We start from the raw sequence: 24,380 nt of genomic DNA on the forward strand, positions 1-24,380 counted from the left end.
GGTCATGGCTTAACTAAAATCGTTTGGTCTTGATGGTGATGCAATTGATCATTCTCGACATGAAGGCGGATAATTGTCTCCCCTGGATGTGTCAACGAAACTTCGCCTGCATATTGATCCGATTTTTTAGTGAGCGGCAGATACGTATGTTTTTCAATACCGGGTTCGATGACTTCAATTTGAACATCTGCCTTGAGCGGCTTGCCGTTCAGGAAGACATGAAAGGGGACGGGGAGTTTTGCCCCGGCTTTCATTGTTTTAGCGCCCATATAATGAACAGATAATCCTTCGACGGTAGCGTGTTCATGTGCCTGTTCAGTCGTGTTCTTTTTCGTGTCTTCATGCGAGTGATCCATAACGACGAATGAGATCTTATCCATATGGTGAAGTCCGTTTTTATCATTGATATGATAAAGTCCTTCATATTCGCCTTCAGCAAGCTTGGCTTCGGCTTGATAAGTACCTGTCTTTTTTAATGCCGCTTTAAACTTTTGATGAACCGCTTCTTTTTCATCAGCTTTCCAGACTTCAAAAGCTACGTTTTCCAGATTAACAGCCTTCTTATTCTCAAGTGCTGTCGCTTGGAAAACTACTTTTTGATTTTCCATCGTCTTCGCCGGTACATCAACCGTGACGTCGACTGGTTTTTTTCCGGATCCTTGCATTGTATCATGATCCATCGCTTGTTTGTCATTCGCGCATCCGGCAAGTAAAAGTCCTGTCGCGAAGAACATCCCCATGAAGCTCATTGTTTTTTTCTTCAACACGGATTCCCCCAATTTTCGTTTACTAAATAAAGTAATGAAAGCTTATTCAGTATAACAAGAACTTGTGAAGTGCCCGCGAAGTAATTGTGAAAAGAACAAGACATTTTCAATCGTTTGAATAAGGGGAGGAGAACGATAAGTGTTCTTTTTTAGAATCGTCGACAAACGGCCACAGTAATCGTTTGACGGTCTCCCAGTTTTTTTCTTCAATTTCCGGACGGCGAGGAATCATCGGGTAAAGCGGAACAGGGTCGGCCCACGTCATTGGAACGGTTGGACTTTCTTTTTGCCATCGCTTAATCCATTCTTCCGGAAGGTTTCCCCGAAAAGGAGATTTATTTGTCAAAGCGGCAAATACTTGACTCCAGGCGCGGGGGACGACACGGTACCAGTCATAACCGCCACCACCTAAAGCTACAATCCGGCCGTCTGTGTACCGGTCAGCAGCCTCAACAGCGATTTGTGGAATCTGTTCGTAGCTCTCCATCGTTAACGACAGATGGGTCAAGGGATCAAGTGCATGTGCATCCGCGCCATTTTGAGTAATGATCAAATCCGGTTTAAAGAGTTCGCACGCTTCAAACAAGACTGTCCGGTAGGCATGTAAAAAAGAAGCATCTTCCGTAAAGGCGTCAAAGGGAACGTTCCAGCTCCATCCATACCCTTCCTCTGCGCCACGCTCCGTCACCATTCCGGTTCCGGGAAACAAATAACGTCCGGTTTCGTGAAGCGACAACGTCATGACATCCGCCTGATTGTAAAAAGCCCACTGAACCCCATCGCCATGATGGGCATCGGTATCAACATATAAAATCCGACAGTTATATTTTTGAATCATAGCTGCCATCGCGACGGCAGTATCGTTGTAGATACAAAAGCCGGAAGCCCGTCCCCGGAAGCCATGATGCAGACCTCCTCCGATATGGAACGTTCGCCGGTATTGACCGGACAGGACCAGTTCACAGGCTTCGATTGTTCCACCGACAAGTAAGGCAGCACTCTCATGCATCTGATCAAAAAGTGGCGTGTCTTCGGTTCCTAATCCGTACATTTGAGCCTTCATTGGAGAGAGTTCGCCGTGTCCTGCGAGTTTCACCGCCTGTATGTAATCCGGATCATGAATCAACGATAATTCCTCGTCTGTTGCCGGACGGGGGGCGATGCAGTCGACATTCTCGAGAGCACCGGTTGCTTCCAATAAGGACAGTGTTAATTCGAGACGGATAGGATTAAACGGATGGGAGTCGGAGAACCGGTAGGCGGCCTCTTCTTTGCTATAAAGATAAGCAAACTCTTTCATCGGCTCATATCAGGACCGACCACGTCAAATCCTTCCTTTCGTAATTTTTCGATGACACGAATTGGATTCATCGTTTGGACACGAAAAGCGACGATTCGGACGTACGGGTCGTTTGTCGGATAGACTAAGACATTTAAGATGTTAACGTTTGTTTTCGCCAGGAGTCCGGCGATTTTAGCAAGCGTTCCTGCCGTGTTTTCGACGCGGACTTCGATTTGTGAACTCGGTTCGAGTGCGCCGGTCAATTGGACGAAGGTCCGCAACAAATCCGTTTCTGTTATTAGACCGACCAAGCGACGTCCCCGAACAATCGGAAGACAGGAGAGACGGTGTTCGTAAAACAAGACGGCCGCATCTTCGATGAAGTCAAGCGGATGAGCCGTAATTGGTGTTCGTTGCATGATGCTAGAAACGGCATTTTGCTGATCATTTAAAAAAGTTTCCGGGTGAAAGACGCTGCTTGCACTTTGCATCTCCCGCAGACCAATCAAGCCTAGCAGTTCCTGTCGGGCGTTCGTCACAGGCAGGTGACGAATCTGGTGACGGCGCATCAACTCAGCGGCATGAGCAATCGAGTTTGTAGGTTGAATAGTAATACAATGTGTCTTCATGATTTGTTCGATTAACATGCGAGCCCTCCTTAATCGTACATGAAGCGACGACGGAGCCGTAACGCATCAAAATGCGCAACGACTTCAGGTGCGACATGTTTACCGATCCGTGCCATCAAACAATTGGCAGGATGCGAGGCGATTTCTGGATCATCCGTCGGGAAAAAGACTAGCCCACCGTGGTTCATCATTTTTTCCATGATTTTACGGTAGTCCCAAACGGATAAACCACTTCCTTTTAAATCCCAATGCCAATAATATTCTGTCGTTAAAATTAAATACTGTTCCATCGCTGGATCAAGCATCGAAACTTCGAGAAGCTTTTTACCGATTTGCTGCCCACGAAAACGGGCGGCTACTTCGATGGCGCCGAGCTCTAGAATATACGGATTGTTCCCCTCGCTCCATGTCTCATAAGGGTCGGGATATAGAAAGGTTACATAGCCGATGATGTCATTTCCTTGTCGTGCGATGATGATACGTCCTTCTTCCAAAGCAGCGATTTCAACGAGTGCTTCAAGCTGTTCCGCGGGTTGTCGAAAAGCTGTTAGCCCTGGATCAAGTGTATAAGTAGCAAGTACCTGGCTTGTGACCGGTCCTTCAATTTCCACTGGACCAAGCGATGTTTCATGAGTACGATGATTGAATTGTTTTTCAAACATGTAAGCGTCACCACCTTCCTGTTCATTATAATCGAAAGCAGAGAAAGAAAGAGAGGGATTTTTTAACAAATTGGCGGCAAATGGATTGAACTACACGATAACTAGCTTATAATGTAGGAGAGAACAGCGAAGGGGAGGAACGAGACATGAAAGTTTTGAAAGCGCTTCCGGGGAAGCATTGGTTATCCGAATATGATGGTTCAGATTCATATGATTGGCAAGAAGCGGAACAATATTTTTCGTGGTCGACGACGGGGAAAGTCAATATGGCCTACGAAGCAATCGATCGTCATGCTGAAGGTGAACGTGCCAATAAGACGGCACTGATTTATTTCGACGGGACAACAGAACAAACATTTACGTATGCCGATATGAAACGAATGACAAATAAAGCGGCCAACGTCCTGAAAGAAGCAGGCGTCGAAGCAGGAGATCGAATTTTCATTTTCATGCCACGTTCTCCGGAATTGTATTTTGCCTTACTCGGTGCTTTGAAGGTTGGTGCAATCGTCGGTCCGCTATTTGAAGCATTCATGGAACAAGCAGTCCGGGATCGCTTACTGGATTCGGAAGCAAAAATGCTGATTACGACAAAAGCTTTATTACCGCGGGTTCCTGTTGATGAACTGACATCACTTGAACAGATTTTGCTAGTCGATGACGCCGTCGAGGAAAAGGATAAAATTAAAGATTTCCGACTGGCTTTTAGTCAAGCGTCTGAATCGTTTGAGCCGGTTTGGCTTGACCGGGAAGACGGTTTGATTCTTCATTATACATCGGGTTCGACCGGGAAACCGAAAGGCGTTTTGCATGTCCAGAATGCAATGATTCAACATATGATGACAGGGCGATGGGTACTCGATTTACAAGAAGAAGATGTTTATTGGTGTACTGCTGATCCAGGGTGGGTCACGGGGACGAGCTACGGTATCTTTGCACCTTTCTTGAACGGTGCGACAAATGTCGTTGTGGGCGGTCGTTTTAATCCGGACTTCTGGTACAGTATCATCGAAAAATATAAAGTAACAGTGTGGTACAGTGCACCAACTGCTTTTCGGATGTTGATGGGTGCTGGTGCGGAAGTCGCGAATACACATGATTTGTCCAGTTTACGGCATGTCCTTTCGGTCGGGGAACCACTGAATCCGGAAGTCATCCGGTGGGGGAAAGAAGCTTTCGATCAACGTATTCATGATACGTGGTGGATGACTGAGACCGGTGCAATGATGATCTGTAACTACAAATCAATGGACATCAAACCAGGATCGATGGGGAAACCGATTCCGGGAACGAAAGCGGCGATTGTAGATGATCAAGGAAACGAGTTACCTCCTTTCCGGATGGGGAATTTAGCGTTAAAAACACCATGGCCATCGATGATGCGGCAAATTTGGAACAATCCACAAAAATACGAGTCGTATTTCTTCAAAGGATGGTATGTATCCGGCGATTCAGCTTATATGGATGATGAAGGATACTTTTGGTTCCAGGGTCGTGTCGATGATGTCATCATGACTGCCGGAGAACGTGTTGGACCGTTCGAAGTAGAAAGCCGCTTGGTTGAACATCCGGCTGTTGCAGAAGCGGGTGTCATCGGGAAACCGGATCCGGTTCGTGGTGAAATCATTAAAGCCTTCATCTCATTAAGAGATGGTTATGAGCCGACAGAAGAACTCAAACAAGAAATCCAAAAATTCGTCAAAGAGGGGCTGGCAGCTCATGCGGCTCCGCGTGAAATCGACTTCCGCGACAAACTGCCGAAAACACGCAGTGGTAAAATCATGCGTCGTGTCTTAAAGGCTTGGGAATTGAATCTCGAAGCTGGAGATCTTTCGACGATGGAAGACTAAGTTTATCTTACAAAAACAGACCACTTATTTCCGGAAACATCGGAAGTAGGTGATCTGTTTTTGGTTTTGAACGGAACGCTAAAAAAACACCGACTCTTTCTGTAGAGTCGATGTTTTAGTGACGGAATTTAGATTAATCAGCGTTCTTTTTAGCGTCTGCTTTACGCTTGGCATCTGCATCGGCTTTGACTTTTGCCTCGTCCGCTTTACGCTTGGCATCTGCATCGGCTTTAGCTTTTGCCTCGTCCGCTTTGCGTTTGGCATCCGCATCGGCTTTAGCTTTTGCCTCGTCCGCTTTGCGTTTGGTATCCGCATCGGCTTTGGCTTTCGCCTCGTCCGCTTTGCGTTTGGCATCCGCATCGGCTTTGGCTTTCGTATCGTCTGCTTTTTGTTTGGCATCCGCATCGGCTTTCGCTTCTGCTTCTTTTTTCTTTCGATCTTGTTCGGCTTGCTTTTTCTTTTCCGCTTCCGCTTTTTTCTTCGCTTCCGCTTCTTTTTTCTTTTGATCTTCCTCTTTGAAACGACCGGTATTTTTGAAGTCGTCTGCACTGACAGAGGCTGGCTGATTGAATCGGGCACCTGACTTGAAGTAACTGCTGTTTGCGTTATATGTCAGATTCGCCATTTGAGCCCAAAGATTTTGTGTCCGTTGATAGTACGTCGTCGCACCCATCAAGGAGTTGTTTTGGTCATGTCCGGTCCAGACGGCAAGCGTGACACCAGGTGTTGAACCGACAAGATATGAGTCTTTGATTTCATTCGTCGTCCCGGTTTTACCTGCCCAATCACCAGGTGCCTTGAGTAATGAATTGGCATATTGCGCCGTTCCTTTATCAAAGACACCTCGCATCATATCGAGCGTCAAATAAGCGGTACGATCTTGATAGATACGCTTTTTCTTTGATTTTGCTTTATAGATGTTTTTGCCGTCTTTCGTAATCTTCGAAATGACATACGGTTTGACGTATTCACCATAGTTGGCAAGCGTTGCATAAGCACCGGCGAGTTCGACCGGTGTGATTTCCATCGTTCCTAAAGCGGCAGATGGAGCGTAGCGGATATTATCGGGAATTTCAATTCCCATATCGACTAATTTTTGAATTGAATTCGACATGTTCATCTTCTCGTACGTCTTAACGGCAGGAACGTTGAGAGACAGCTCCAATGCTTCACGGACAGTGACGTTTCCGCGGTAACGTCCGCCTTCATTGTTGATCGGATTATCACCGGGTTGACGCGGAACTGTTTGATAGTAATATTCTTCGTCATTAATAGTCGATGCCGGTGTAATTAATCCATTTTCAATACCGTTTGAATAAACAAGAATTGGTTTAGCGGTCGAACCGATTTGACGTTTTGCCTGGAAGGCGCGGTTGAAATCATCCGCTGTTCCATCCGTATAACGCCCGCCAACAAATCCTAAAATCCGACCTGTTTCATTTTGAACCATGACAGCAGCGGTTTCTTCTGGATCTTTTTTCGTGACTGTCTTTTTCGTTTTTGGATTGACGACTTGCTTATACTGCGGTGCACTCGGGAAGTTAGCCGCATTTTTAGCCGGTGTCTGCATTGCTTCGTGAATCTTTTTGTCCAGCGTCAAATAGATTTTATATCCACCTTGTCGCATCGCGATCAATGCTTGGTCGCGGTAGTTGGCTTTGACTTCGGCAAGTTCAGAAGGTTTGACTTCATCCTCTTTGATCCCGTCCTGTTTCATGAAATAGCTCGTCATGATTTTAAGTGCTTCTTTTTCAGCTAAATCATAGACGTACGGATACGTATCACGGGAACGTTTCGATGTTTTGGTAAAATCTTTTGTAATATCGTATTTTACAGCTTTTTCATATTGTGCTTTTGTAATACTTTTCGCGACATACATTCGCTTTAAGACCGTTTTCATACGATTGGTACTCGGTGTCAAATCCTTTTTGACTATTCCACCTTGAAGGTAAGGTGTGTAATAGTAAGGGTTTTTTGGAATACCGGCGAGGAAAGCAGCTTGTGGTAACGTCAGTTTTTTGGCAGGTTTGTTAAAGACACCACGTGACGCAGCTTCGATTCCGGCGATATTTCGTCCGAGTGAATTTCGTCCGAACGACACGACGTTCAGATAAGCTTGAAGAATTTCGTCTTTTGTCATCGCATTTTCAAGACGCAGAGCCAGAATGATTTCTTTAGCCTTCCGTTCAAACGAGACTTCATTCGTCAGAATCTGATTTTTAATCAGCTGTTGTGTTAAGGTACTTCCGCCTGTACGTGACGAAGAATTCGTCAGTTCTTGAAGAACGGCGCGTAGCGTTGCTTTTGGAACAATACCATCATGTTCATAAAAATCAACGTCCTCTGTCGATAACACGGCATCGAGTAAATAAGGGGAAATTTCTTTAATATTAACGGGTTGACGTTCTTCGTCCGTCGCAATATTAGTCAGCTTCTCGCCACTCCCCCAATAAATTTCACTCGTAATGGCATAACTGTTTACTTGCTGCTTCATTTCTGCCAGTTTCGGTGCTTTTGTATCTTTGACGAGCGAAGCAAAATAGCCGCCTGCTGCCCCGACAGAAAAACTACCGACCAACAAGACCCCTATAATGAGGAATAAAATGATATTCCAAGATACGTCGTATGTGATATTTGACCAGTGCCGAACGGCTTTCGTCCGGGGGTGATTCCAAAACTTGAACCAGTTCTCGCGCATAAATGATCTCCTTTACATCTTAAACTTGGGTGTAAATTAACATTAAATCACAGATAGACGTATTATACCATAATTGAAGTATTAGAAAATGGCTTGACAGTCGATTCTGCTTCAACGTATCATGGAAACATCTTCATCAAATGTATAGTAGAATCAGCTGTGATTGGAAAAAAGTAATGAACCGCTCCCTGTATCAGAGATCTAGTGGTGCTGCGAACTAGGACATAGCGCTTCATGAATTACGCTTCCAGGAGCTTCTTGAGAAATCAAGCGGATTGCCCCGTTATCAGCAATCTAAGTGGCATGAAATTCATGCAATTAGGGTGGTACCACGGAATATTCCGTCCCTTCGTTCAGACGAGGGGACGGTTTTTTTTTAGACTATTTTTAGGGGGAAGACAGATGACGTTACTTGAAGATTTAGAGTTTCGCGGATTGATCAGCCAAATGACGGACGAAGAAGGAATTAAGGAATTACTTGCTAGCCCGACGACGCTTTACACAGGTTTTGACCCAACGGCAGATTCACTCCACATCGGACATTTATTGCCGATTCTTGTGTTAAAACGATTCCAACAAGCAGGGCATCATGCGATTGGTTTAGTCGGAGGAGCAACTGGGATGATTGGTGACCCGAGTGGCCGCTCGACAGAACGCTCTTTGAACACATCGGATATCGTCGAAGAATTCGCGAACCGGATTAAAGGGCAATTGTCACGCTTTTTACCGCTTGATGGTGAAAATCCGGTCACGATTGCGAACAATCTCGACTGGACAAAGGATTTGACGATCATTGATTTCTTGCGCGACATCGGAAAACATTTCCCGATCAGCTACATGTTGGCGAAAGATTCAGTGGACTCACGCCTCCAAAACGGGATTTCGTTCACAGAGTTTTCTTACATGTTGCTTCAATCGTTTGATTTCTTGAAGCTGTACGAAAATGAAGGGTGCCGTCTGCAGGTCGGCGGAAGTGACCAGTGGGGGAACATCACGGCGGGAATGGAATTAATCCGCCGCGTCGGTCACGATCAAAAAGCTTTCGGGATTACAGTGCCGCTCGTCACGAAATCCGATGGTCAAAAATTCGGGAAAACGGCCGGTGGAGCAGTTTGGCTCGATGCTGATAAAACGACGCCGTACGAGTTTTACCAGTTCTGGTTTAACGTCGACGATCTTGATGTCATCAAGTTCTTGAAATACTTTACGTTCCTGACACCTGACGAAATCAACGCTCTTCAACGGGAAGTCGAGACGGCACCTGAAAAACGAGTCGCGCAACGCCGGTTGGCAGAAGAGATGACAGTTCTAGTTCATGGCGCAGAGGCACTCGAACAATCAGAGCGAATTACAAAGGCACTTTTCAGCGGTGAAATCAAATCGTTGAAAGCGGAAGATATTGCCGATGCTTTTAAAGGAATGCCACGCTTTACATTGGGAGAGGCAACGAATTTGGTCGATATCCTTGTCGAAGCCAAAATCAGCCCGTCAAAACGTCAAGCCCGTGAAGATGTGACGAACGGTGCGATTTACATCAATGGAGAACGGGAACAGGAATTAACGAAAGAGATTACACGCCAGGATGCGATTGGTGATTTCACAATCATCCGTCGTGGGAAAAAGAAATACTTTGTGCTCGAGCACGCTTGAAGTGAATAAAAAAACAACGCTGACGATTTCGTCAGCGTTGTTTTTGGTTTAAGCGACACGGAACAAGCGAAGGGGAAGCAGACGAACGGCAATCGTTGTTGCGAGCAACGCTTTTAGGACATCTCCGAGAATAAACGGAATATTGATCGTCAGGGCATCGAGGAATGATAGATGCAAGACGGCCATTAAACCGAATGTGCCGAGCAGATAGACGAGCCCGAGCCCAAATACGAGCATCCCGATGAACAGCGGAACGAAACGACGGGTCTTTTCAGCGACGAGACCGATGAAGAAACCAGCAATCGGGAAGGCAATCAGATAACCGGCGGTCGGACCAACAAACGGAGCCAATCCTCCTTTTCCACCAAGTAAAGGAAGTCCGGCAGCGGCAAGCAGTAAGAAAATCAGGACAGCCAGTCCACCGCGTTTGGCACCGAGAATGGCACTAACCGTCATGATGGCGAGCATTTGAAGTGTGATCGGAACAGGTCCGACGAGTTGAAGTTGCGGCAACAGACTGACCGCAGAAATGATGGCAGCACCTAAAGCGATAAATGTAAGATCTTTTGTTTTCATGTTATGACACGTCCTCTTCGTTATGTGTTAACCAATATAAAATAAAGGTTAACACAAAACATGAAAAAGGGAAACATAAAAAAAGCACCCACCGGAGTGGATGCTTGAAACAACTGATTAACGTGAGTAGTACTCAACAACGAGTTGTTCTTGGATTTGATCGTTCAATTCAGAACGCTCTGGAAGACGGACGAACGTTCCTTCGAGCTTCTCAGCATCAAAAGTAACGAAGTCTTTAGTTGCTGGAGCAACTTCGAGTGCTTCTTTGATAACGACAAAGTTCTTCGATTTTTCGCGAACTGAGATCGTTTGACCTGGTTTCACGCGGAACGACGGGATGTCGACGCGAGCACCTTCAACTTGGATGTGACCGTGGTTGACGAGCTGACGAGCAGCACGACGTGTACGAGCCATACCCATACGGTAAACGACGTTGTCAAGACGTGCTTCAAGTAAGAACATGAAGTTCTCGCCGTGGATACCAGGCATTTTGCCAGCATCGTTGAAGATACGGTTGAATTGGCGTTCGTTTACTCCGTACATGTGACGAAGCGTTTGCTTCGCTTGAAGTTGAAGACCGTACTCAGACATTTTGCGACGGCTGTTACCGTGTTGTCCTGGAGCGTACGGACGTTTTGCGATTTCTTTTCCAGTTTCAGTAAGTGAGATACCGAGACGACGTGAAAGTTTCCAAGCTGGACCTGTATAGCGAGCCATAATAAGACTCCTCCTTAGTGTTCGTTATTATTTGCATAAAAATAATAACGCCATCAAACCCACGTTACGCCCATTTCATGATGTGGCACCCTCGCTTGATAGCAAAGTTACACGATGCCCCTCCGGCAAAAGCCGAGTCATGAAATGTGATACGTAAGCGATTTGACCGCTATCGTTATCATTTCTGCACTTTTACAAGTATACGTCTGCTGATTCCTGCTGTCAATCAAATATGGCGAAGAAGAATTTCGGTGAACGCTTCGAGACCGGCTTGGTCTGTCTCGTCGAACCGATTGAGTTCCGGACTGTCGATGTCGAGGACACCAATCGTTTTTCCGTTTTTGATCAACGGCACGACGATTTCCGAATTAGTTGCCGCGTCACAGGCGATATGCCCCGGGAATGCATGAACATCCATTACGAGCTGTGTTGTTTGATCCTGAGCTGCTGTTCCGCAAACTCCTCGTCCGAGCGGAATCCGGACACACGCCGGCAACCCTTGAAATGGACCGAGGACTAATTCGTTTTGTTCCGGATCCATTAAATAGAACCCGACCCAGTTCGTCCGGTCGAGAAATTGACCGAGTAATGCACTTGCATTCGAAAGGTTGGCAATCTGATTGGTTTCCCCAGTCAGTAACGCATCAAGCTGTTTATTCAGCATCTCGTATTGTTTTGTCCGGTCACCATCATAAGTCGTTGTCTCAAACATGTAGAATTCCTCCTGAAAAATCATATTTTAATCATCTTATCGGGTTTTCACACGACTGACAAACAATTGATTTCAAGAAACCCGGTTAAAAATTCGGAAGAAATTAGTAAAAGCCCGAGTAAATCTATGCAAATCGGTTGCGCTATACTATTATAAGGATAAGATTAAAGCGAATTTCTCAAAATATAAAGTCGCTTGATAGGGTGGAGGTCGTAGCAAATGTGGGCATGGGTGATTGGTGTCATCGTCATCGTATTACTCGTCATGCTGTTTAGCATGATCAGTCGGAAAAAATATTATACGAAAATCGATGAACTTGATCTTCGGAAACAAGGAATCATCAGCGCGTCGATTCCGAAGGAGTTGCAAGAACTGAAGGAACTCCCAATGGCGGGTGAGACGGAGACGAAATTCACTTCCTGGCATCAGGCATGGGAGGAATTAGTGACAGTCCACGTCGCACAAATCGATGAGACATTATATCGAGCGGAAGAAGGGCTGGATCGTTACCGGTTTGTTGCGGTTAAAAATGATCTGGAAGTAACAGAACAATTAATTGCCGAACTCGAAGGATTAATTGATGAGATGCTGGTAGACATGTCGACGTTCAAGACAAATCAATCGGTCTTGGCGGAGCTTAAGGCACAAGGCGAAACAAACTCCAGTCAAATTCGTAAATCGTTATTGTTGCAGGCGACGTCATTCGGACCTGCGTTACCTAAATTGGAAGAACAGGCGGAACAGATTGACCAGTTGCGGATTGAGATGGTTGCCTTTGAAGAAGCGGGTGAAGTGACGAAAGCCTATGAGACAAGTTTGTTACTTGAAACAAAAGTAGAAGAAACACGTCAACTCGTCGAAGTGATTCCACAGCAGTGGAAGACGCTCGCTCATGAACTCAGACAGCGGATTGACCAGCTCGGAGCTGGTTATAAAGAGATGACACTGGATGGGTATCCGCTTGAACCACTCGGCATGCAATCCGACATTAAGCGATTTGAAGAACAACGCTTGAGTCTCGTCAAGAAGCTCGAATTCCTTGAAATTACCGGACTTGAAGAGCAGGTGCAACAGCTCGCTTCAGACATCGACCAAATGTACGATACGTTCCGCCGTGAAGTCGATGCCCGGCACCATGTGAAAAAAGAAAATCAATCGTTGAAGCAAAAAGCATTACGGATGCGCGAAAAGGTCCATCAATTGGCACAGGAGTTCAGTATGCTGCGGGAAAATTATGAGATTTCAGCAGATTTGGGTGAACATTACGAATCGATTCAACGCGATGAAGAAATGTTGTTTGGAGCCGCGAAGGATTTGGATGAATCCATCGCGAGCCGGATCATTCCCTTCAGTATGCTCGAAGATCAAATGCGGGATGCTGTTCGCCTGGAAGAACAGTTGATGATTCAATATGAAAGATTCGCCGTTGAGTTGCAGGCGTTACGGAAGGAAGAAACAGAAGTCCGTCAACGTGTTACCGAATGGCGACAACTGTTATCGACCATCCGCTTGCGCTTAAAACGACTTGGTCTTCCTAAAATTCCGGCAGACGTCGAAGAAGCCTTACAGGCATCAAGTCGTTCATTACAGATGCTTGAGACGCGGTTGGAAGAGTTACCGTTTAACGTTCATTACATCGTTTCCCAGAGTGAAGATGTCAACGGGACGTTTAAAACATTGCAAGAACGGATAGATAAAGTAGTATTCGAAGTCACTTATGCAGAACGACTCGTTCAATACGCAAATCGATTCCGCCGACAGGATAATGAGATACATATGTCGTTGACGATTGCTGAGACGAAGTTCCTGGCCGGAGACTATGAACGGACGATCACGTTAGGTGAACAAGTGCTGGAACAGTTTGAGCCTGACTCGATTGAACGTATTCGAAAAGCATGTGGTCAACCGGAAACGATGCATGCATAATCATCACTGACAATTCAGGGTGGCCGTCCAGGTCACCCTGTTTTTGTAAAAAAGGGAGCGATTGAGATGGGGAAACTGTACGTAAACGGAATCATTCGAACAATGACGCACGAAACAGATATTCATTCGGCGATGTTCATTGAAGGAGAACGGATCATTGCAATGGGCGAAGAGGGTAAGTTACGCCGGCGGTTTGGAAGACGGATTCAGTCAATCGTTGATTTAAACGGGAAAGCCGTTTATCCGGCTTTCACCGACGCTCATATTCATTTGATCGGATACGGCGAAGCCATCGGGCGGGTTGATGCGTCGCGTTATACGACGTTAGCGGAATTGGGAAAAGCGTTTACTGAGGCAGAAGCCATCAATGGGCTACATGTGGCGGAAGGATACGATGAAACGAAGCTTGACCGGGCACCGACGAAAGCGTGGTTAAATCAGCTTTTCCCGACAGAACCGGCTTTATTGAAGCGGACGGATCGGCATACCGTACTCGTTAATGATGTTTTGTTCAAACAATTGGGGTACAAAGCGTCAACCGTCGTCGAAGGCGGGAAAATCGGATTGCTCGAATCGGGAGAAGCGGACGGATTCCTTTATGATGCGGCGATTGAACCGTTGTATGCGTTACAGTCGGGATCAGTCGAGCGGAATAAATCCTCATTGCGGTCAGCCATTAAAGATTTGCACCGTCATGGGATCGTTGCCGCCCATACGGAAGATTTGGCCTATCACGGCGATTTAGCCGAAGTCTTGCAAGCGTACAGTGAAGTGACGGAAGAAACGGGATTCCATGCCCATCTGCTTGTTCATCATTTAGTTATCGATCAGCTTATTCAGATGAATCCTGTCCTGCCGTCGACGCTGTCGACCGGGGCGATGAAACTGTTCGTTGACGGAGCTCTCGGTGGACGGACAGCATTGCTCGGCAGAGGATATTCAGATGACGCGACGACACGCGGCATCGAAGTCCATTCGCCGGAACAACTCGAGCAACTCGTCAAACGGGCCCGGAGTTACGGCTTTACGGTGGCAGCACATGTCATCGGTGATTTGGCGATCGAACGTTTCGTAGCCGTCCTTGAAAAATATCCGGCTCCGAAAGGGACACGGGACCGAATCATCCACGCAACCGTCGTACGTCCGGAACTATTGGCACGAATTCGTAAATTGCCGGTCTTGATCGATGTACAACCGGTCTTCTTGCTTGATGATGCCGATTTTGCGCAAGACCGTCTTGGTTTGAACCGGCTGGATTGGGCGTATCGACTAAAATCACTTGCTGATACAGGGGCGCTTCTCTGTGGTGGGTCCGATGCCCCGATTTCAAGTCCGGATGTCCGGCGGGCGTTGTATGCTGCGACAACTGGAACGGCGGGTACTATCAATAAGGCGAATGAAGTGTTGTCGATGTATGAAGCCTTGCTGTTGTTCACGAAAAATCCGCATATCGCGACGGATACACATGGACGAAAAGGCATGTTGCTTCCGGGATACGATGCGGACTTCGTGATCTTTGAACAGGATTTTTATACGTTACGTGGGGAAGCTGTCTTAACCAACCGGCTGCTTGAAACCGTTCAAGCAGGGAAAACCGTTTTTGAAGCAACACCAGTCATGAAGTAAAACAAAAAAACTGCCGATTGGCAGTTTTTTTGTTTTATAAGAAAGAACGTTGGATTTTATGCCAAAATGTATTATTCGTTAATTTAACTGTCTTGAGTTCTTTTTCCGATAATTGAATATCGACGGAATCTGTCCGTTTTAAACTGAGGGCTTCATTATCCATTCCGATGATCGGATAGTCGTTGCCATCTTCAATGATGCGTAAAGACAACTTACGGCCGCGATTCAAGAGGAATGCCGATCCGAGTGTCCGGTAACGGTTGTTGTTGACGGAGGCAATCTCACTGACTTGAAGACAATGGATCAATGGATCGACGATTGCACCTGACAATGATTTATTGTAGGCAGTGGAGCCGGTCGGTGTCGAGATGACCATACCGTCCCCGCGGAATGTCTCAAACAGGAACCCATCGATGTAAACTTCAATTGCCAGCGACTTGATGATGCTCGACTTAACGGAACATTCGTTCAGACACAGCATGCCTGGTCCACCGTTAATCGAAGCTTCGAGAAGCGGATAGCGACGGACTTCAATTTCGCCTTCAGAAGCACGGCTTCCGGTTTCCTTGAAGATGGCTTCAACCGAAGAGAGATCATTGATATCGAAGTCACAATAAAATGAGTTCGGTCCTTCGGCAAACCCGACATAAATGGCATCTTCCCGGAATCCCGTAAAGCGGGCTGCTTGAAGGAAGGCGCCATCTCCGCCAATGGAGACAATGATGTTAGCCTGTTTGTGATCCTGGACGACATTCAATCCATACCGATTTCCTACTTCAATCAGTTTACGTACCTGCGTCTCGTGTCTTTGTTTGTTACGGTAATACAGGTAGACATTGTTTCGAGCCATGGTCAATTCCCCCTTGAAAGCGTTTCATGAACTCTTTTATTATACCCGTCTTTGACAAAAACCGGTACTGCTAGCTCAAAGTGCGGGCAGAAATCTTGTGTTATCGCGGTAGCATTTTTATAGTAGAATGGAAAACGACATATGAATCTATTGGGAAATGGGGAATTTACATGGCAACATTTAAAGGGAACGCAATCACGTTAATCGGAACACCTGTTGAAATCGGACAAGAGGCACCGGATTTTGAAGTATTAGCAAACGATCTTTCACCGGTGACACGCGATACGTATGAAGGGGTCCGGATCATCAGCGTCGTCCCGTCAATCGATACAGGTGTCTGTGATGCCCAAACACGTAAATTCAACGAAGAGGCAGCGGCGATTGAAGATGTGACGGTCTTGACGATTTCAAACGACTTACCGTTTGCACAACGTCGCTGGTGTGCGGCGAGTGGACTTGACAACGTCGTGACGCTGTCAGATCACCGTGATCTTTCATTCGGAACACAGTACGGAGTCGCAATCGAAGAACTTCGTTTACTGGCTCGTTCAGTATTCGTCATCGATGCAGCGAATAAAGTCGTCTACGCGGAATATTTAGAAGAGTCAACGAACGAAGTTGACTTTGATTCAGCGCTTGCTGCTGCTAAAGGAGCAAAAGCGACGAAGTAAGAATAGTTTACAAACGGTGTAAAACCGCTACAATGAAGGTAATGAGAAAAAACGGCTCCCAAGAAGTGCGGGGGCCGTTTCGTTTTGAAAGGATGGAAGACACATGGAATCGTTAGAAAAATTATATAAAGAATTGACACATCAAACACGTAAATTAGAACACGATTTAGACATGCCGTACCTGGAAGGTCTGACGGAAGTCATCGATCGTTTGAATGAACGGCATACGGAAAACGTAGAACCGGAAACCGTCCGGAAAGCCGTTTCACTCGCAATCCTTGAAGGAATGAAACAAGCACAGCCAAATCACTTGCCGACACCGGACAGCGTTGCATTGTTTGCGGGTTATTTAATCGGGAAATTAATCAAGAAGGAGGATGTCCGTCTGCTGGATCTTGGCAGTGGAACAGGTGGTATGTTACATGCTGTCCTCAGTCAACTTCCAAAAGATACAGTTGCCGAAGCAGTTGAGGTCGATGAAACGTTAATTCGACTATCGGCGTCCGTTTCGGAATTAATGGATTATCCGATCAACTACACGCATCAGGATGCCTTGCGTCCTCTCTTGCTGGATCCGGTCGATTTAGCGATGGCGGACTTGCCGATTGGCTATTATCCGGACGAAGAAGTCTCGAAAACCTACGTTTTAAAACGGGATGAAGGGATGAGTTACAGCCACTTCTTGTTGATTGAACAAGCGATGAACTATGTTAAACCGGGTGGGTTTGGTGTGTTCGTCATTCCAAACGGATTATTTCAACATGATACAGAAGGCAAACTTAAACAATATTTCGAAACGAAAGCCCATGTCGTCGGAATCCTCCAGTTACCGTTGACGATGTTTAAGCAGGAACAAGCAGCTAAAAGTTATTTGATTGTCCGGAACCACCTGGCGGGTATGACGATGCCAAAACAAGCATTGCTAGCCGAGTTGCCATCGTTTACCGATGCCCGTGCCTTCGGCGGAATGGTGAAACAGATTGATGAATGGATTAACACAGAATTAAAATGAAATACGCAAAGTGATTGAAATCTATCGTTAATTTGACTATTCTAGTGTAGAACAGAAAAAGAGCAAGACTCATACAGATGTGAATGTCGATCGATTTGAATGGAAAAGGGGAAAAAATCATGGCAAAGATTATGGCAGTAAACGCCGGTAGTTCGTCACTGAAGTTCCAATTACTTGAGATGCCGAATGAAACGATGATTGCAGTTGGTTTAGTAGAACGCGTCGGAAAAGACGATGCGATCTTTACGATTAAATATGGCGAAGGACAGAAGTTCACAGATGTTCTTCCACTTGCGACACATAAAGAAGCAGTTGAATTATCACTTGAGAAACTCATGGAATTCGGCATCATCTCATCATATGACGAGATCAAAGGTGTCGGACATCGTGTGTTACACGGTAAAGAAAAATATGCGGACTCGGTTGTCATTACAGAAGAAGTCATGCAAGACATCGAATCATACACGGAGCTCGGTCCGTTACACATTCCGCCAAACTTGATCGGAATTCGTGCGTTCCAGGCGATTTTACCAGAAGTCCCGCAAGTCGCTGTTTTTGATACGGCTTTCCACCAAACGATGCCGGAAGAAAACTTCCTTTACAGTCTTCCGTACGAATACTACACAGAGTACGGAATTCGGAAATACGGTTTCCACGGGACAAGCCATAAATATGTAACAGAACGTGCTTCTGAATTGTTAGGTCGTCCGTTACAAGACTTACGTCTGATTTCATGTCACCTCGGCAGTGGAGCGTCAATCGCAGCTGTTGCAGGTGGAGAATCACTTGATACGACGATGGGCTTCACGCCACTCGAAGGAATTACAATGGGTACACGGTCTGGTTCGCTTGATCCGGCTTTGATTCCCTTCTTAATGGAGAAGACAGGAAAAACAGCAGAAGATGTCCTGAATGTCATGAATAAAGAATCAGGAATCTACGGTCTCTCTGGTCTTTCAAGTGATTTACGTGATGTTGAATCTGCAGCGACAGAAGGAAACCACCGTTCAGAGATGGCACTCCGAATTTTCGCTAACCGGATTCATGGCTACATTGGTCAGTATGCAGCGGAGATGAACGGTGTTGATGCCATCATCTTCACAGCAGGTGTCGGTGAAAACTCGGATTCGATTCGTGAGCGTGTCTTACGCGGTCTTGAGTTCATGGGCGTTTATTGGGATCCTTCACTCAATAACGGCGCACGCGGAGAAGAATTGTTCATCAACTATCCGCATTCACCGGTCAAAGTCATCATCATTCCGACGAATGAAGAATTGATGATTGCCCGTGATACGGTTCGTATCGGTGGATTGGTTGAACAAAACGCGTAATGGGAATCTTTTTTATCAAACGTCTGGATCACAACGAAAGTTGTGTTCAGACGTTTTTTGTTTGAAGAAAATCATCTCAACGGAGTGAAAACAGATGAGTTTATTTCTCGTAATAAAAACGTTTGTTACAAGGTTTGTCATATAAAAAACGTAAAAACGAAAGTTAAACCGATTATTGTCGTAAAAACGGTTTGAAACCGATAAAAATGAGTCTTTTGTAATATAAAAGTAACAATCGCGTCATCTTTTTGTGGTCTATATGTAACGGCACAGCTCCATTTTGTCATGTATATTAATGTAAGTTACAAAACAGGGACAATTATGGAGGAGAGATTACATGATGATGAAACGAATAATCGCTAGTGTTTTAGCAGTCTTGTTAGCACTCAGTTCGTTTGCAGGTCTTCAAGCGGAAGCTGCAACTAAAAAAAATGTCAAGTCGTCGGTCGATAGTCTTATTGTTCGCCAAAAAGCCACAACAGCGTCTAAGAAACTCGGTCTTCTATATAAGAATCAAACACTACCGTACAAAGCAAAAACAGGAAACTGGTATAAAGTCAGTTACAAAGGAAAAACGGCTTACCTCAGTGCCCGTTATTCTAAAGTCGTCACATCAAGCGGATCGAAAAAACAATCAACAGGTGGTTGGAAAACGATCACAAATGTAAGTGCAACAGCATATACACCGTACGATCCAGGTAGCGGTAACTTAACGGCAATCGGTTGGAACATCAAGAGTTCTAAAAAGAAAGTCGTAGCAGTTGATCCACGTGTGATTCCGCTTCGTTCAACGGTTAAAGTGTATTACAAAGGAAAATTAAAAGGGACGTATACAGCAGCAGATACAGGCGGTGCCATCAAAGGTAAGAAGATGGATATTCTCTACTACTCACGTGCCGAAGCATTTAACTGGGGTCGTCGTAACGTCACTGTTAAATTCAAATAAGTCATTTCAATCAATCGTACATCGGTGCGATTGATTTTTTTTTGTCTAAAAAAGCACTGCCTCTTGAAAGAAGCAGTGCAGAAATGAGTTCAATTAAAGACGGACAATCAAGACATCACATTTTGCATAACGTGTAATACTTTCGGAGACACTACCGATAAAGAAACGTTCGACAGCATTTAAACCGGTTGCACCACAGATAATCAAATCAACATTATGGTTGGGTGCAAGTTTTTTGGCGATGGTTACTTTCGGGGAACCGTATTCAATAGCGACTTCAACATCCTTGACACCACGCTCCTGAGCTGTCTTGACGTAATCATCGAGCAGTTCTTTCGCATATGATTCGGCGCGTTCGGTAATCGTCCGATCGTAGGCTTCGACAGTTGCAAAAGTCCGTGTATCGATGACATGAGCAATGACGAGTTTGGCATTATTTCGAAGTGAGACGTCAATCGCTGTTTCAAAAGCACGCTCTGCCTCTTTTGATCCGTCGACTGCTACTAAAATGTTATGATATACGATTGCCATCTTATATCCATCCCTTCGTATTCATCTGATTTTACACCCTTATTGTACCATTCCCTTAAATAGAAGGTGAGGAACATTTAAGGAGATTTTAAAATTGTTCTTCGCCAGCGGAACCCGTAAGATGGAAAGAGATGAAAGGAGGCGATGCCAAGATGAGGCACGCATTAATTACAGCAGGAACAAAAGGACTCGGTGAGATGGTGACCCGTCGTTTGCTCGAGGAAGGTTGGCACGTAACGGCTCTTCACCGTTCAGAACCGACGTTTTTTCATGAACGTCTCCATTTGATTAAAGCGGACGTGACAGAGCAAAATCAGCTGATGGAGGCAGTTGAGCAGTCGATGACTGCCCACGGTCGGATCGACGCGTTGATTTTGAATGCGGGACCGTATATCTTCGAACGGAAATCGCTTGTCGACTATTCAGATGAAGAATGGAATGAAGTAGTGACCGGTAACCTGACAGCTAGTTTTTGGTTATTACGAAAGATTCTTCCAATCATGCGCAAGCAACAATACGGACGTATCATTACATACGGTTTTCCGGAGAGTGCATCTGCACCTGGTTGGGTGGAGCGGGCTGCATTCGCGGCGGCGAAAAGCGGCATGGTCAGTTTGACAAAAAGTGTAGCGCTTGAAGAGGCAGAATACGGTATCACGGTAAACATGGTCAATCCGGGTAATATTGTGGGTGACAATAAGTCCAAACGGATTGAACAGGCGACGGCGGATGAACAGACACCGGTCGGACGGACTGGTGTCGGAGAAGATATCGCGCGGACGATTTCGTTTTTAGTAGCGGAAGAATCCAGTCTGATTACAGGGGCGATTCTTGATGTGACCGGCGGGGTCAACGTTGTACATCAATCCCGTCCGTGATGGTTCCGAAGAATAATTAACAGTTGGATTTGGTTGTATAGATAACAGGGGGACGGAATTGAAATTCCGTCCCCCTGTTTTTCATTTTTTTGATTCTGATTTAGTTTACTGTACTGCTGTTACAGGCAATGACTGAAGATGCTTCGGATAACGGGTCAGTGCTTCCGGTCCGCTCTCGGTTAAATGAATGTCATCTTCAATTCGAACACCGCCGATGTTTGGAACATAGATACCTGGCTCGAGCGTATACACGATTCCGGACTCCGCTGTCAGCAGGTTGTTCGATGCGAGTGACGGGAATTCATGGACATCGATTCCGAGACCGTGTCCGACACGATGGGTGAAATAGTCACCGTAACCGGCTTGTTCAATCACGTTCCGGGCAGCTTGATCTAATGTACCAAGAGTCACGCCGACTTGGCTGGCTTCTGTAGCTGCTTCGAGTGCTTGAAGAACCGTTTGGTAAATGGTTTGTTGTTCTTCACTGGCTTCGCCATAAACGAACGTCCGGGTAATGTCTGAACAATATCCTTTCCAAACGACACCAAGGTCAAACAGGACAAAATCGCCTTCTTGAATGACTCGGTCACCCGGCACACCATGCGGGTCTGCACTGTTTGCTCCGAATAAAACCAATGTATCGAACGACATCTCACGGACGCCTTTCTTTTTCATTTCGAACTCGATTGTTGAAATGACTTCCATTTCCGTGACACCAGGACGAATTGCCTGTTTACCGATTTCGATTGCTTCGTCAGCTAAGGTTGCTGCTTCGCGGAGAATCGTAATCTCTTGAGCGTCTTTTTTCAGGCGTAGTGCTTGCAAGGGTTGACCGATATCAAGAATTGCCGCATTTTCTTGACGGGCTTCTAGCTCTTTGAACCGGCTGAAAGTCATATGTTCGCCTTCAATCCCGATTCGGTTATTGGAGATCGAAAACGTTTGAAGCGCTTCACTGATTTTATCAAATGGATGTTCATGGTCCGCATACGTAATGACTTCGCCGTCCCATGGACTTGCAGCGACGATGTTGGCTTCGAGCGCAGGGCAGAAGAGGGCACGTTTTCCGTTAGCGTCTACGATGACAGCCATCACACGTTCATGCGGTTCCGCATAGACACCTGAAAAATAAAATACACTCGCTTTTGACGTAATCAATGCAACATCGATTCCTGATTCTTGTAATACACGACTAATCTGATTTGTCCGTTCTAACATATCGTTTCCACCTCTCTGTTCGTTTCATGATTCAGTATACCATCGTTGGAATTGGAAAACATTTCTCGCAAATCGGGACTAGTACACTTTTCATTCATTGGAGTAGTACAGTATAATGACAGAAGAGTAGAATATAGGAAAAAGAAGGGATACAGCATGCCTACAAAACATGAACAGATCATCCGGCACATTGAGGATCTCGATGTGGGCGCCAAAATATCCGTCCGGCAAATCGCAAAGGACTTAACGGTATCCGAAGGTACGGCATATCGTGCCATTAAAGAAGCGGAAAATTTAGGGTTCGTCTCAACAATCGAACGTGTGGGGACGATTCGTATTAAAAAGAAACAAAAAGAAAATATTGAAAAACTGACGTTTGCGGAAGTCGTCAACATCGTGGATGGACAGGTTCTCGGAGGACGTGACGGACTTCATAAGACATTGACGAAATTCGTCATCGGAGCGATGAAGTTAGAAGCGATGATGCGTTATATCGATGTCGACAGTCTTGTTATCATCGGAAACCGGGAAAAAGCACATGAACTGGTCTTGGATGCAGGAGCAGCAGTTCTGATTACCGGTGGTTTTGATACGACGGAAGACGCAAAACGATTGGCGGACGAAATGGAGCTGCCGATCATTTCAACGTCTTACGACACATTCACTGTCGCGACGATGATCAACCGGGCCATCTATGACCGACTGATCAAAAAAGAAATTTTACTTGTCTCCGATATTTTAATTCCATTACATGATACGTTTTATTTACAAACGAATGATCCGATTGCCAGATGGCATGAACTCAATGAGCAGACGAAACACAATCGTTACCCGGTCATCGATGAACAGATGAAGGTCGTCGGTGTCGTGACGGCGAAGGATATCATTGACCGTCCACACGATTGGCCGGTTGAAAAAGTCATGACGCGTCATCCGATCACGGTCGGTATCCGTACAAGTGTGACGAATTCCGCGCATCAGATGGTGTGGGAAGGGATTGAGATGTTACCGGTCATTGACCAATACGGTCGATTACTGGGCATCATCAGCCGACAAGATGTATTAAAAGCCCTGCAACTGGCAAACCGTCAACCACAAGTCGGGGAAACGTTTGATGACTTGATAACGGGACAAATCAAGGCGGCGGAAGATGCGAGAGGACCTTACCTTTCGCTGGAAGTCTCACCACAGATGACGAATTTCATGGGGACGGCTTCAAGTGGTGTCTTGACGACCTTGCTCGTCGAAGGAGCGACACGGATGTTGCGCCACATGAAAAAGGGTGACCTCGTCATCGAAAATGTCAGCATTTATTTCATCAAACCCGTTCAAATTGAGAGTACGATTACGATTCGAGCCAATGTGTTTGATGTCGGGCGGAAGTTCGGAAAAGTGGATGTCGAGATGTATCAAGGCACACAAATCGTGGCAAAAGCACTCGTGACGTCACAACTGATTGATCGATAACATGGACTGGGCATAAAAAAAGACGGTAGCTACCGTCTTTTTTAGGACTGTTCCGTCTGTTCCATTTCACGGACGACATACGGATAGATTTTTTTATAGCGGATGAAACCAGCGATGAACGAAGCGACACCGATGACGATGAGGATTGAACAAACAACTTTCCCGGTTGTCGATGTCAGGCCTTCGCCGGAGACGAATTGGTTAACGGCAAACAAGATGACGAACAGGCTGAGCCAGATGCTCGCTTGTGTATTGAATAAAAATTTTCGGTTCGTGCTTTTCGTATGAAACGCACGTCGTTTTGCAAGTAAATATCCACCAAGCGACAAGACGATTAACAGAATGAGTACAAACTGCATATGGATGACCTCCTTTTCTTTC

General features: G+C 45.8%; 22 protein-coding genes and 1 other annotated feature. Of the genes, 10 read left to right on the top strand and 12 right to left on the bottom strand.

From position 1 onward, the window contains the following. Positions 1 to 2: 2 nt before the first annotated feature. The 4 genes from P402_RS0105090 to P402_RS0105105 all read right to left on the bottom strand — a co-directional run bounded on the left by P402_RS0105090 (position 3) and on the right by P402_RS0105105 (position 3,340). Positions 3 to 767 carry a FixH family protein gene (locus P402_RS0105090; protein ID WP_026827714.1) on the bottom strand — a complete coding sequence of 255 codons (765 nt, stop codon included), beginning with the start codon at positions 765 to 767 and terminating at the stop codon, positions 3 to 5. A 106-nt stretch (positions 768 to 873) separates the two neighbouring features. Then, a complete protein-coding gene (locus P402_RS0105095; RefSeq protein ID WP_026827715.1) occupies positions 874 to 2,067 on the bottom strand; it encodes an acetoin utilization protein AcuC in 1,194 nt (397 codons plus the stop codon). Further along, positions 2,064 to 2,696 carry an acetoin utilization AcuB family protein gene (locus P402_RS0105100; RefSeq protein WP_026827716.1) on the bottom strand — a complete coding sequence of 211 codons (633 nt, stop codon included), beginning with the start codon at positions 2,694 to 2,696 and terminating at the stop codon, positions 2,064 to 2,066. The genes P402_RS0105095 and P402_RS0105100 overlap by 4 nt, the downstream gene beginning before the upstream one ends. 11 nt (positions 2,697 to 2,707) lie before the next feature. Beyond that, positions 2,708 to 3,340, bottom strand: coding sequence for a GNAT family N-acetyltransferase (locus P402_RS0105105; RefSeq protein ID WP_026827717.1), 633 nt, complete (start codon positions 3,338 to 3,340; stop codon positions 2,708 to 2,710). A 146-nt stretch (positions 3,341 to 3,486) separates the two neighbouring features. Here P402_RS0105105 and acsA point away from each other — a divergent pair, with 146 nt between their 5' ends. Beyond that, the gene (acsA, locus tag P402_RS0105110; protein ID WP_026827718.1) at positions 3,487 to 5,190 is read left to right on the top strand and encodes an acetate--CoA ligase; all 1,704 of its coding nucleotides are present in this window, start codon (positions 3,487 to 3,489) and stop codon (positions 5,188 to 5,190) included. 133 nt (positions 5,191 to 5,323) lie between these two features. Here the strand turns inward: acsA and P402_RS16255 are convergent, their stop codons facing one another. Continuing rightward, positions 5,324 to 7,888 (bottom strand): transglycosylase domain-containing protein, encoded by a 2,565-nt coding sequence (locus P402_RS16255; RefSeq protein ID WP_051525122.1) that lies wholly within the window; start codon positions 7,886 to 7,888, stop codon positions 5,324 to 5,326. Between the two features lie 150 nt (positions 7,889 to 8,038). Then, positions 8,039 to 8,240: a binding site (T-box leader), on the top strand. A gap of 50 nt (positions 8,241 to 8,290) precedes the next feature. Here P402_RS16255 and tyrS point away from each other — a divergent pair. After that, positions 8,291 to 9,538, top strand: coding sequence for a tyrosine--tRNA ligase (gene tyrS / locus P402_RS0105120; RefSeq protein ID WP_026827719.1), 1,248 nt, complete (start codon positions 8,291 to 8,293; stop codon positions 9,536 to 9,538). A gap of 48 nt (positions 9,539 to 9,586) precedes the next feature. Here tyrS and P402_RS0105125 read toward each other — a convergent pair whose 3' ends face one another. The 3 genes from P402_RS0105125 to P402_RS0105135 form a co-directional block, all read right to left on the bottom strand. Next, positions 9,587 to 10,114: a biotin transporter BioY gene (locus tag P402_RS0105125; RefSeq protein ID WP_026827720.1), complete on the bottom strand. Its 528-nt coding sequence runs from the start codon at positions 10,112 to 10,114 to the stop codon at positions 9,587 to 9,589. Between the two features lie 117 nt (positions 10,115 to 10,231). Beyond that, the gene (gene rpsD, locus P402_RS0105130) at positions 10,232 to 10,831 is read right to left on the bottom strand and encodes a 30S ribosomal protein S4 (protein ID WP_026827721.1); all 600 of its coding nucleotides are present in this window, start codon (positions 10,829 to 10,831) and stop codon (positions 10,232 to 10,234) included. 226 nt (positions 10,832 to 11,057) lie between these two features. Next, positions 11,058 to 11,543 (bottom strand): GAF domain-containing protein, encoded by a 486-nt coding sequence (locus P402_RS0105135; protein ID WP_026827722.1) that lies wholly within the window; start codon positions 11,541 to 11,543, stop codon positions 11,058 to 11,060. A 219-nt stretch (positions 11,544 to 11,762) separates the two neighbouring features. Between P402_RS0105135 and ezrA the strand changes: the two genes are divergently transcribed. Both ezrA and P402_RS0105145 read left to right on the top strand, forming a co-directional pair. Continuing rightward, positions 11,763 to 13,469: a septation ring formation regulator EzrA gene (ezrA, locus tag P402_RS0105140; RefSeq protein WP_026827723.1), complete on the top strand. Its 1,707-nt coding sequence runs from the start codon at positions 11,763 to 11,765 to the stop codon at positions 13,467 to 13,469. A 66-nt stretch (positions 13,470 to 13,535) separates the two neighbouring features. Beyond that, positions 13,536 to 15,095 (top strand): amidohydrolase, encoded by a 1,560-nt coding sequence (locus tag P402_RS0105145; RefSeq protein WP_026827724.1) that lies wholly within the window; start codon positions 13,536 to 13,538, stop codon positions 15,093 to 15,095. 34 nt (positions 15,096 to 15,129) lie between these two features. Here the strand turns inward: P402_RS0105145 and P402_RS0105150 are convergent, their stop codons facing one another. Further along, positions 15,130 to 15,945: an NAD kinase gene (locus P402_RS0105150; protein ID WP_026827725.1), complete on the bottom strand. Its 816-nt coding sequence runs from the start codon at positions 15,943 to 15,945 to the stop codon at positions 15,130 to 15,132. Positions 15,946 to 16,109: 164 nt separating this feature from the next. Here P402_RS0105150 and tpx point away from each other — a divergent pair, with 164 nt between their 5' ends. The 4 genes from tpx (at position 16,110) to P402_RS0105170 (ending at position 19,905) form a co-directional block, all read left to right on the top strand. Further along, on the top strand, positions 16,110 to 16,616 hold the full coding sequence (tpx, locus tag P402_RS0105155; protein WP_152538843.1) for a thiol peroxidase: 507 nt from the start codon (positions 16,110 to 16,112) through the stop codon (positions 16,614 to 16,616). A gap of 103 nt (positions 16,617 to 16,719) precedes the next feature. Continuing rightward, positions 16,720 to 17,628, top strand: coding sequence for a class I SAM-dependent methyltransferase (locus P402_RS0105160; RefSeq protein WP_026827727.1), 909 nt, complete (start codon positions 16,720 to 16,722; stop codon positions 17,626 to 17,628). Between the two features lie 119 nt (positions 17,629 to 17,747). Beyond that, entirely contained in the window at positions 17,748 to 18,959 is a 1,212-nt protein-coding gene (locus P402_RS0105165; RefSeq protein WP_026827728.1) for an acetate kinase, read from the top strand. A 340-nt stretch (positions 18,960 to 19,299) separates the two neighbouring features. Next, on the top strand, positions 19,300 to 19,905 hold the full coding sequence (locus P402_RS0105170; protein ID WP_235188823.1) for a 3D domain-containing protein: 606 nt from the start codon (positions 19,300 to 19,302) through the stop codon (positions 19,903 to 19,905). Positions 19,906 to 19,998: 93 nt separating this feature from the next. On the opposite strand, the gene P402_RS0105175 is transcribed toward P402_RS0105170, so the two are convergent. After that, positions 19,999 to 20,436, bottom strand: coding sequence for a universal stress protein (locus tag P402_RS0105175; protein WP_026827730.1), 438 nt, complete (start codon positions 20,434 to 20,436; stop codon positions 19,999 to 20,001). 152 nt (positions 20,437 to 20,588) lie between these two features. On the opposite strand from P402_RS0105175, the gene P402_RS0105180 reads away from it, so the two are divergent. Next, complete coding sequence (locus tag P402_RS0105180; RefSeq protein ID WP_026827731.1) at positions 20,589 to 21,314, top strand: SDR family oxidoreductase; 726 nt, start codon at positions 20,589 to 20,591, stop codon at positions 21,312 to 21,314. Positions 21,315 to 21,419: 105 nt separating this feature from the next. On the opposite strand, the gene P402_RS0105185 is transcribed toward P402_RS0105180, so the two are convergent. After that, on the bottom strand, positions 21,420 to 22,532 hold the full coding sequence (locus P402_RS0105185) for a M24 family metallopeptidase (protein WP_026827732.1): 1,113 nt from the start codon (positions 22,530 to 22,532) through the stop codon (positions 21,420 to 21,422). A 156-nt stretch (positions 22,533 to 22,688) separates the two neighbouring features. On the opposite strand from P402_RS0105185, the gene P402_RS0105190 reads away from it, so the two are divergent. After that, complete coding sequence (locus P402_RS0105190; protein ID WP_026827733.1) at positions 22,689 to 23,999, top strand: DRTGG domain-containing protein; 1,311 nt, start codon at positions 22,689 to 22,691, stop codon at positions 23,997 to 23,999. Positions 24,000 to 24,040: 41 nt separating this feature from the next. Here the strand turns inward: P402_RS0105190 and P402_RS0105195 are convergent, their stop codons facing one another. Continuing rightward, entirely contained in the window at positions 24,041 to 24,358 is a 318-nt protein-coding gene (locus tag P402_RS0105195; protein ID WP_026827734.1) for a YtpI family protein, read from the bottom strand. Positions 24,359 to 24,380 lie beyond the last annotated feature (22 nt).

This window comes from Exiguobacterium sibiricum 7-3 (assembly GCF_000620865.1).
GTDB classification, from domain to species: domain Bacteria; phylum Bacillota; class Bacilli; order Exiguobacteriales; family Exiguobacteriaceae; genus Exiguobacterium_A; species Exiguobacterium_A sibiricum_A.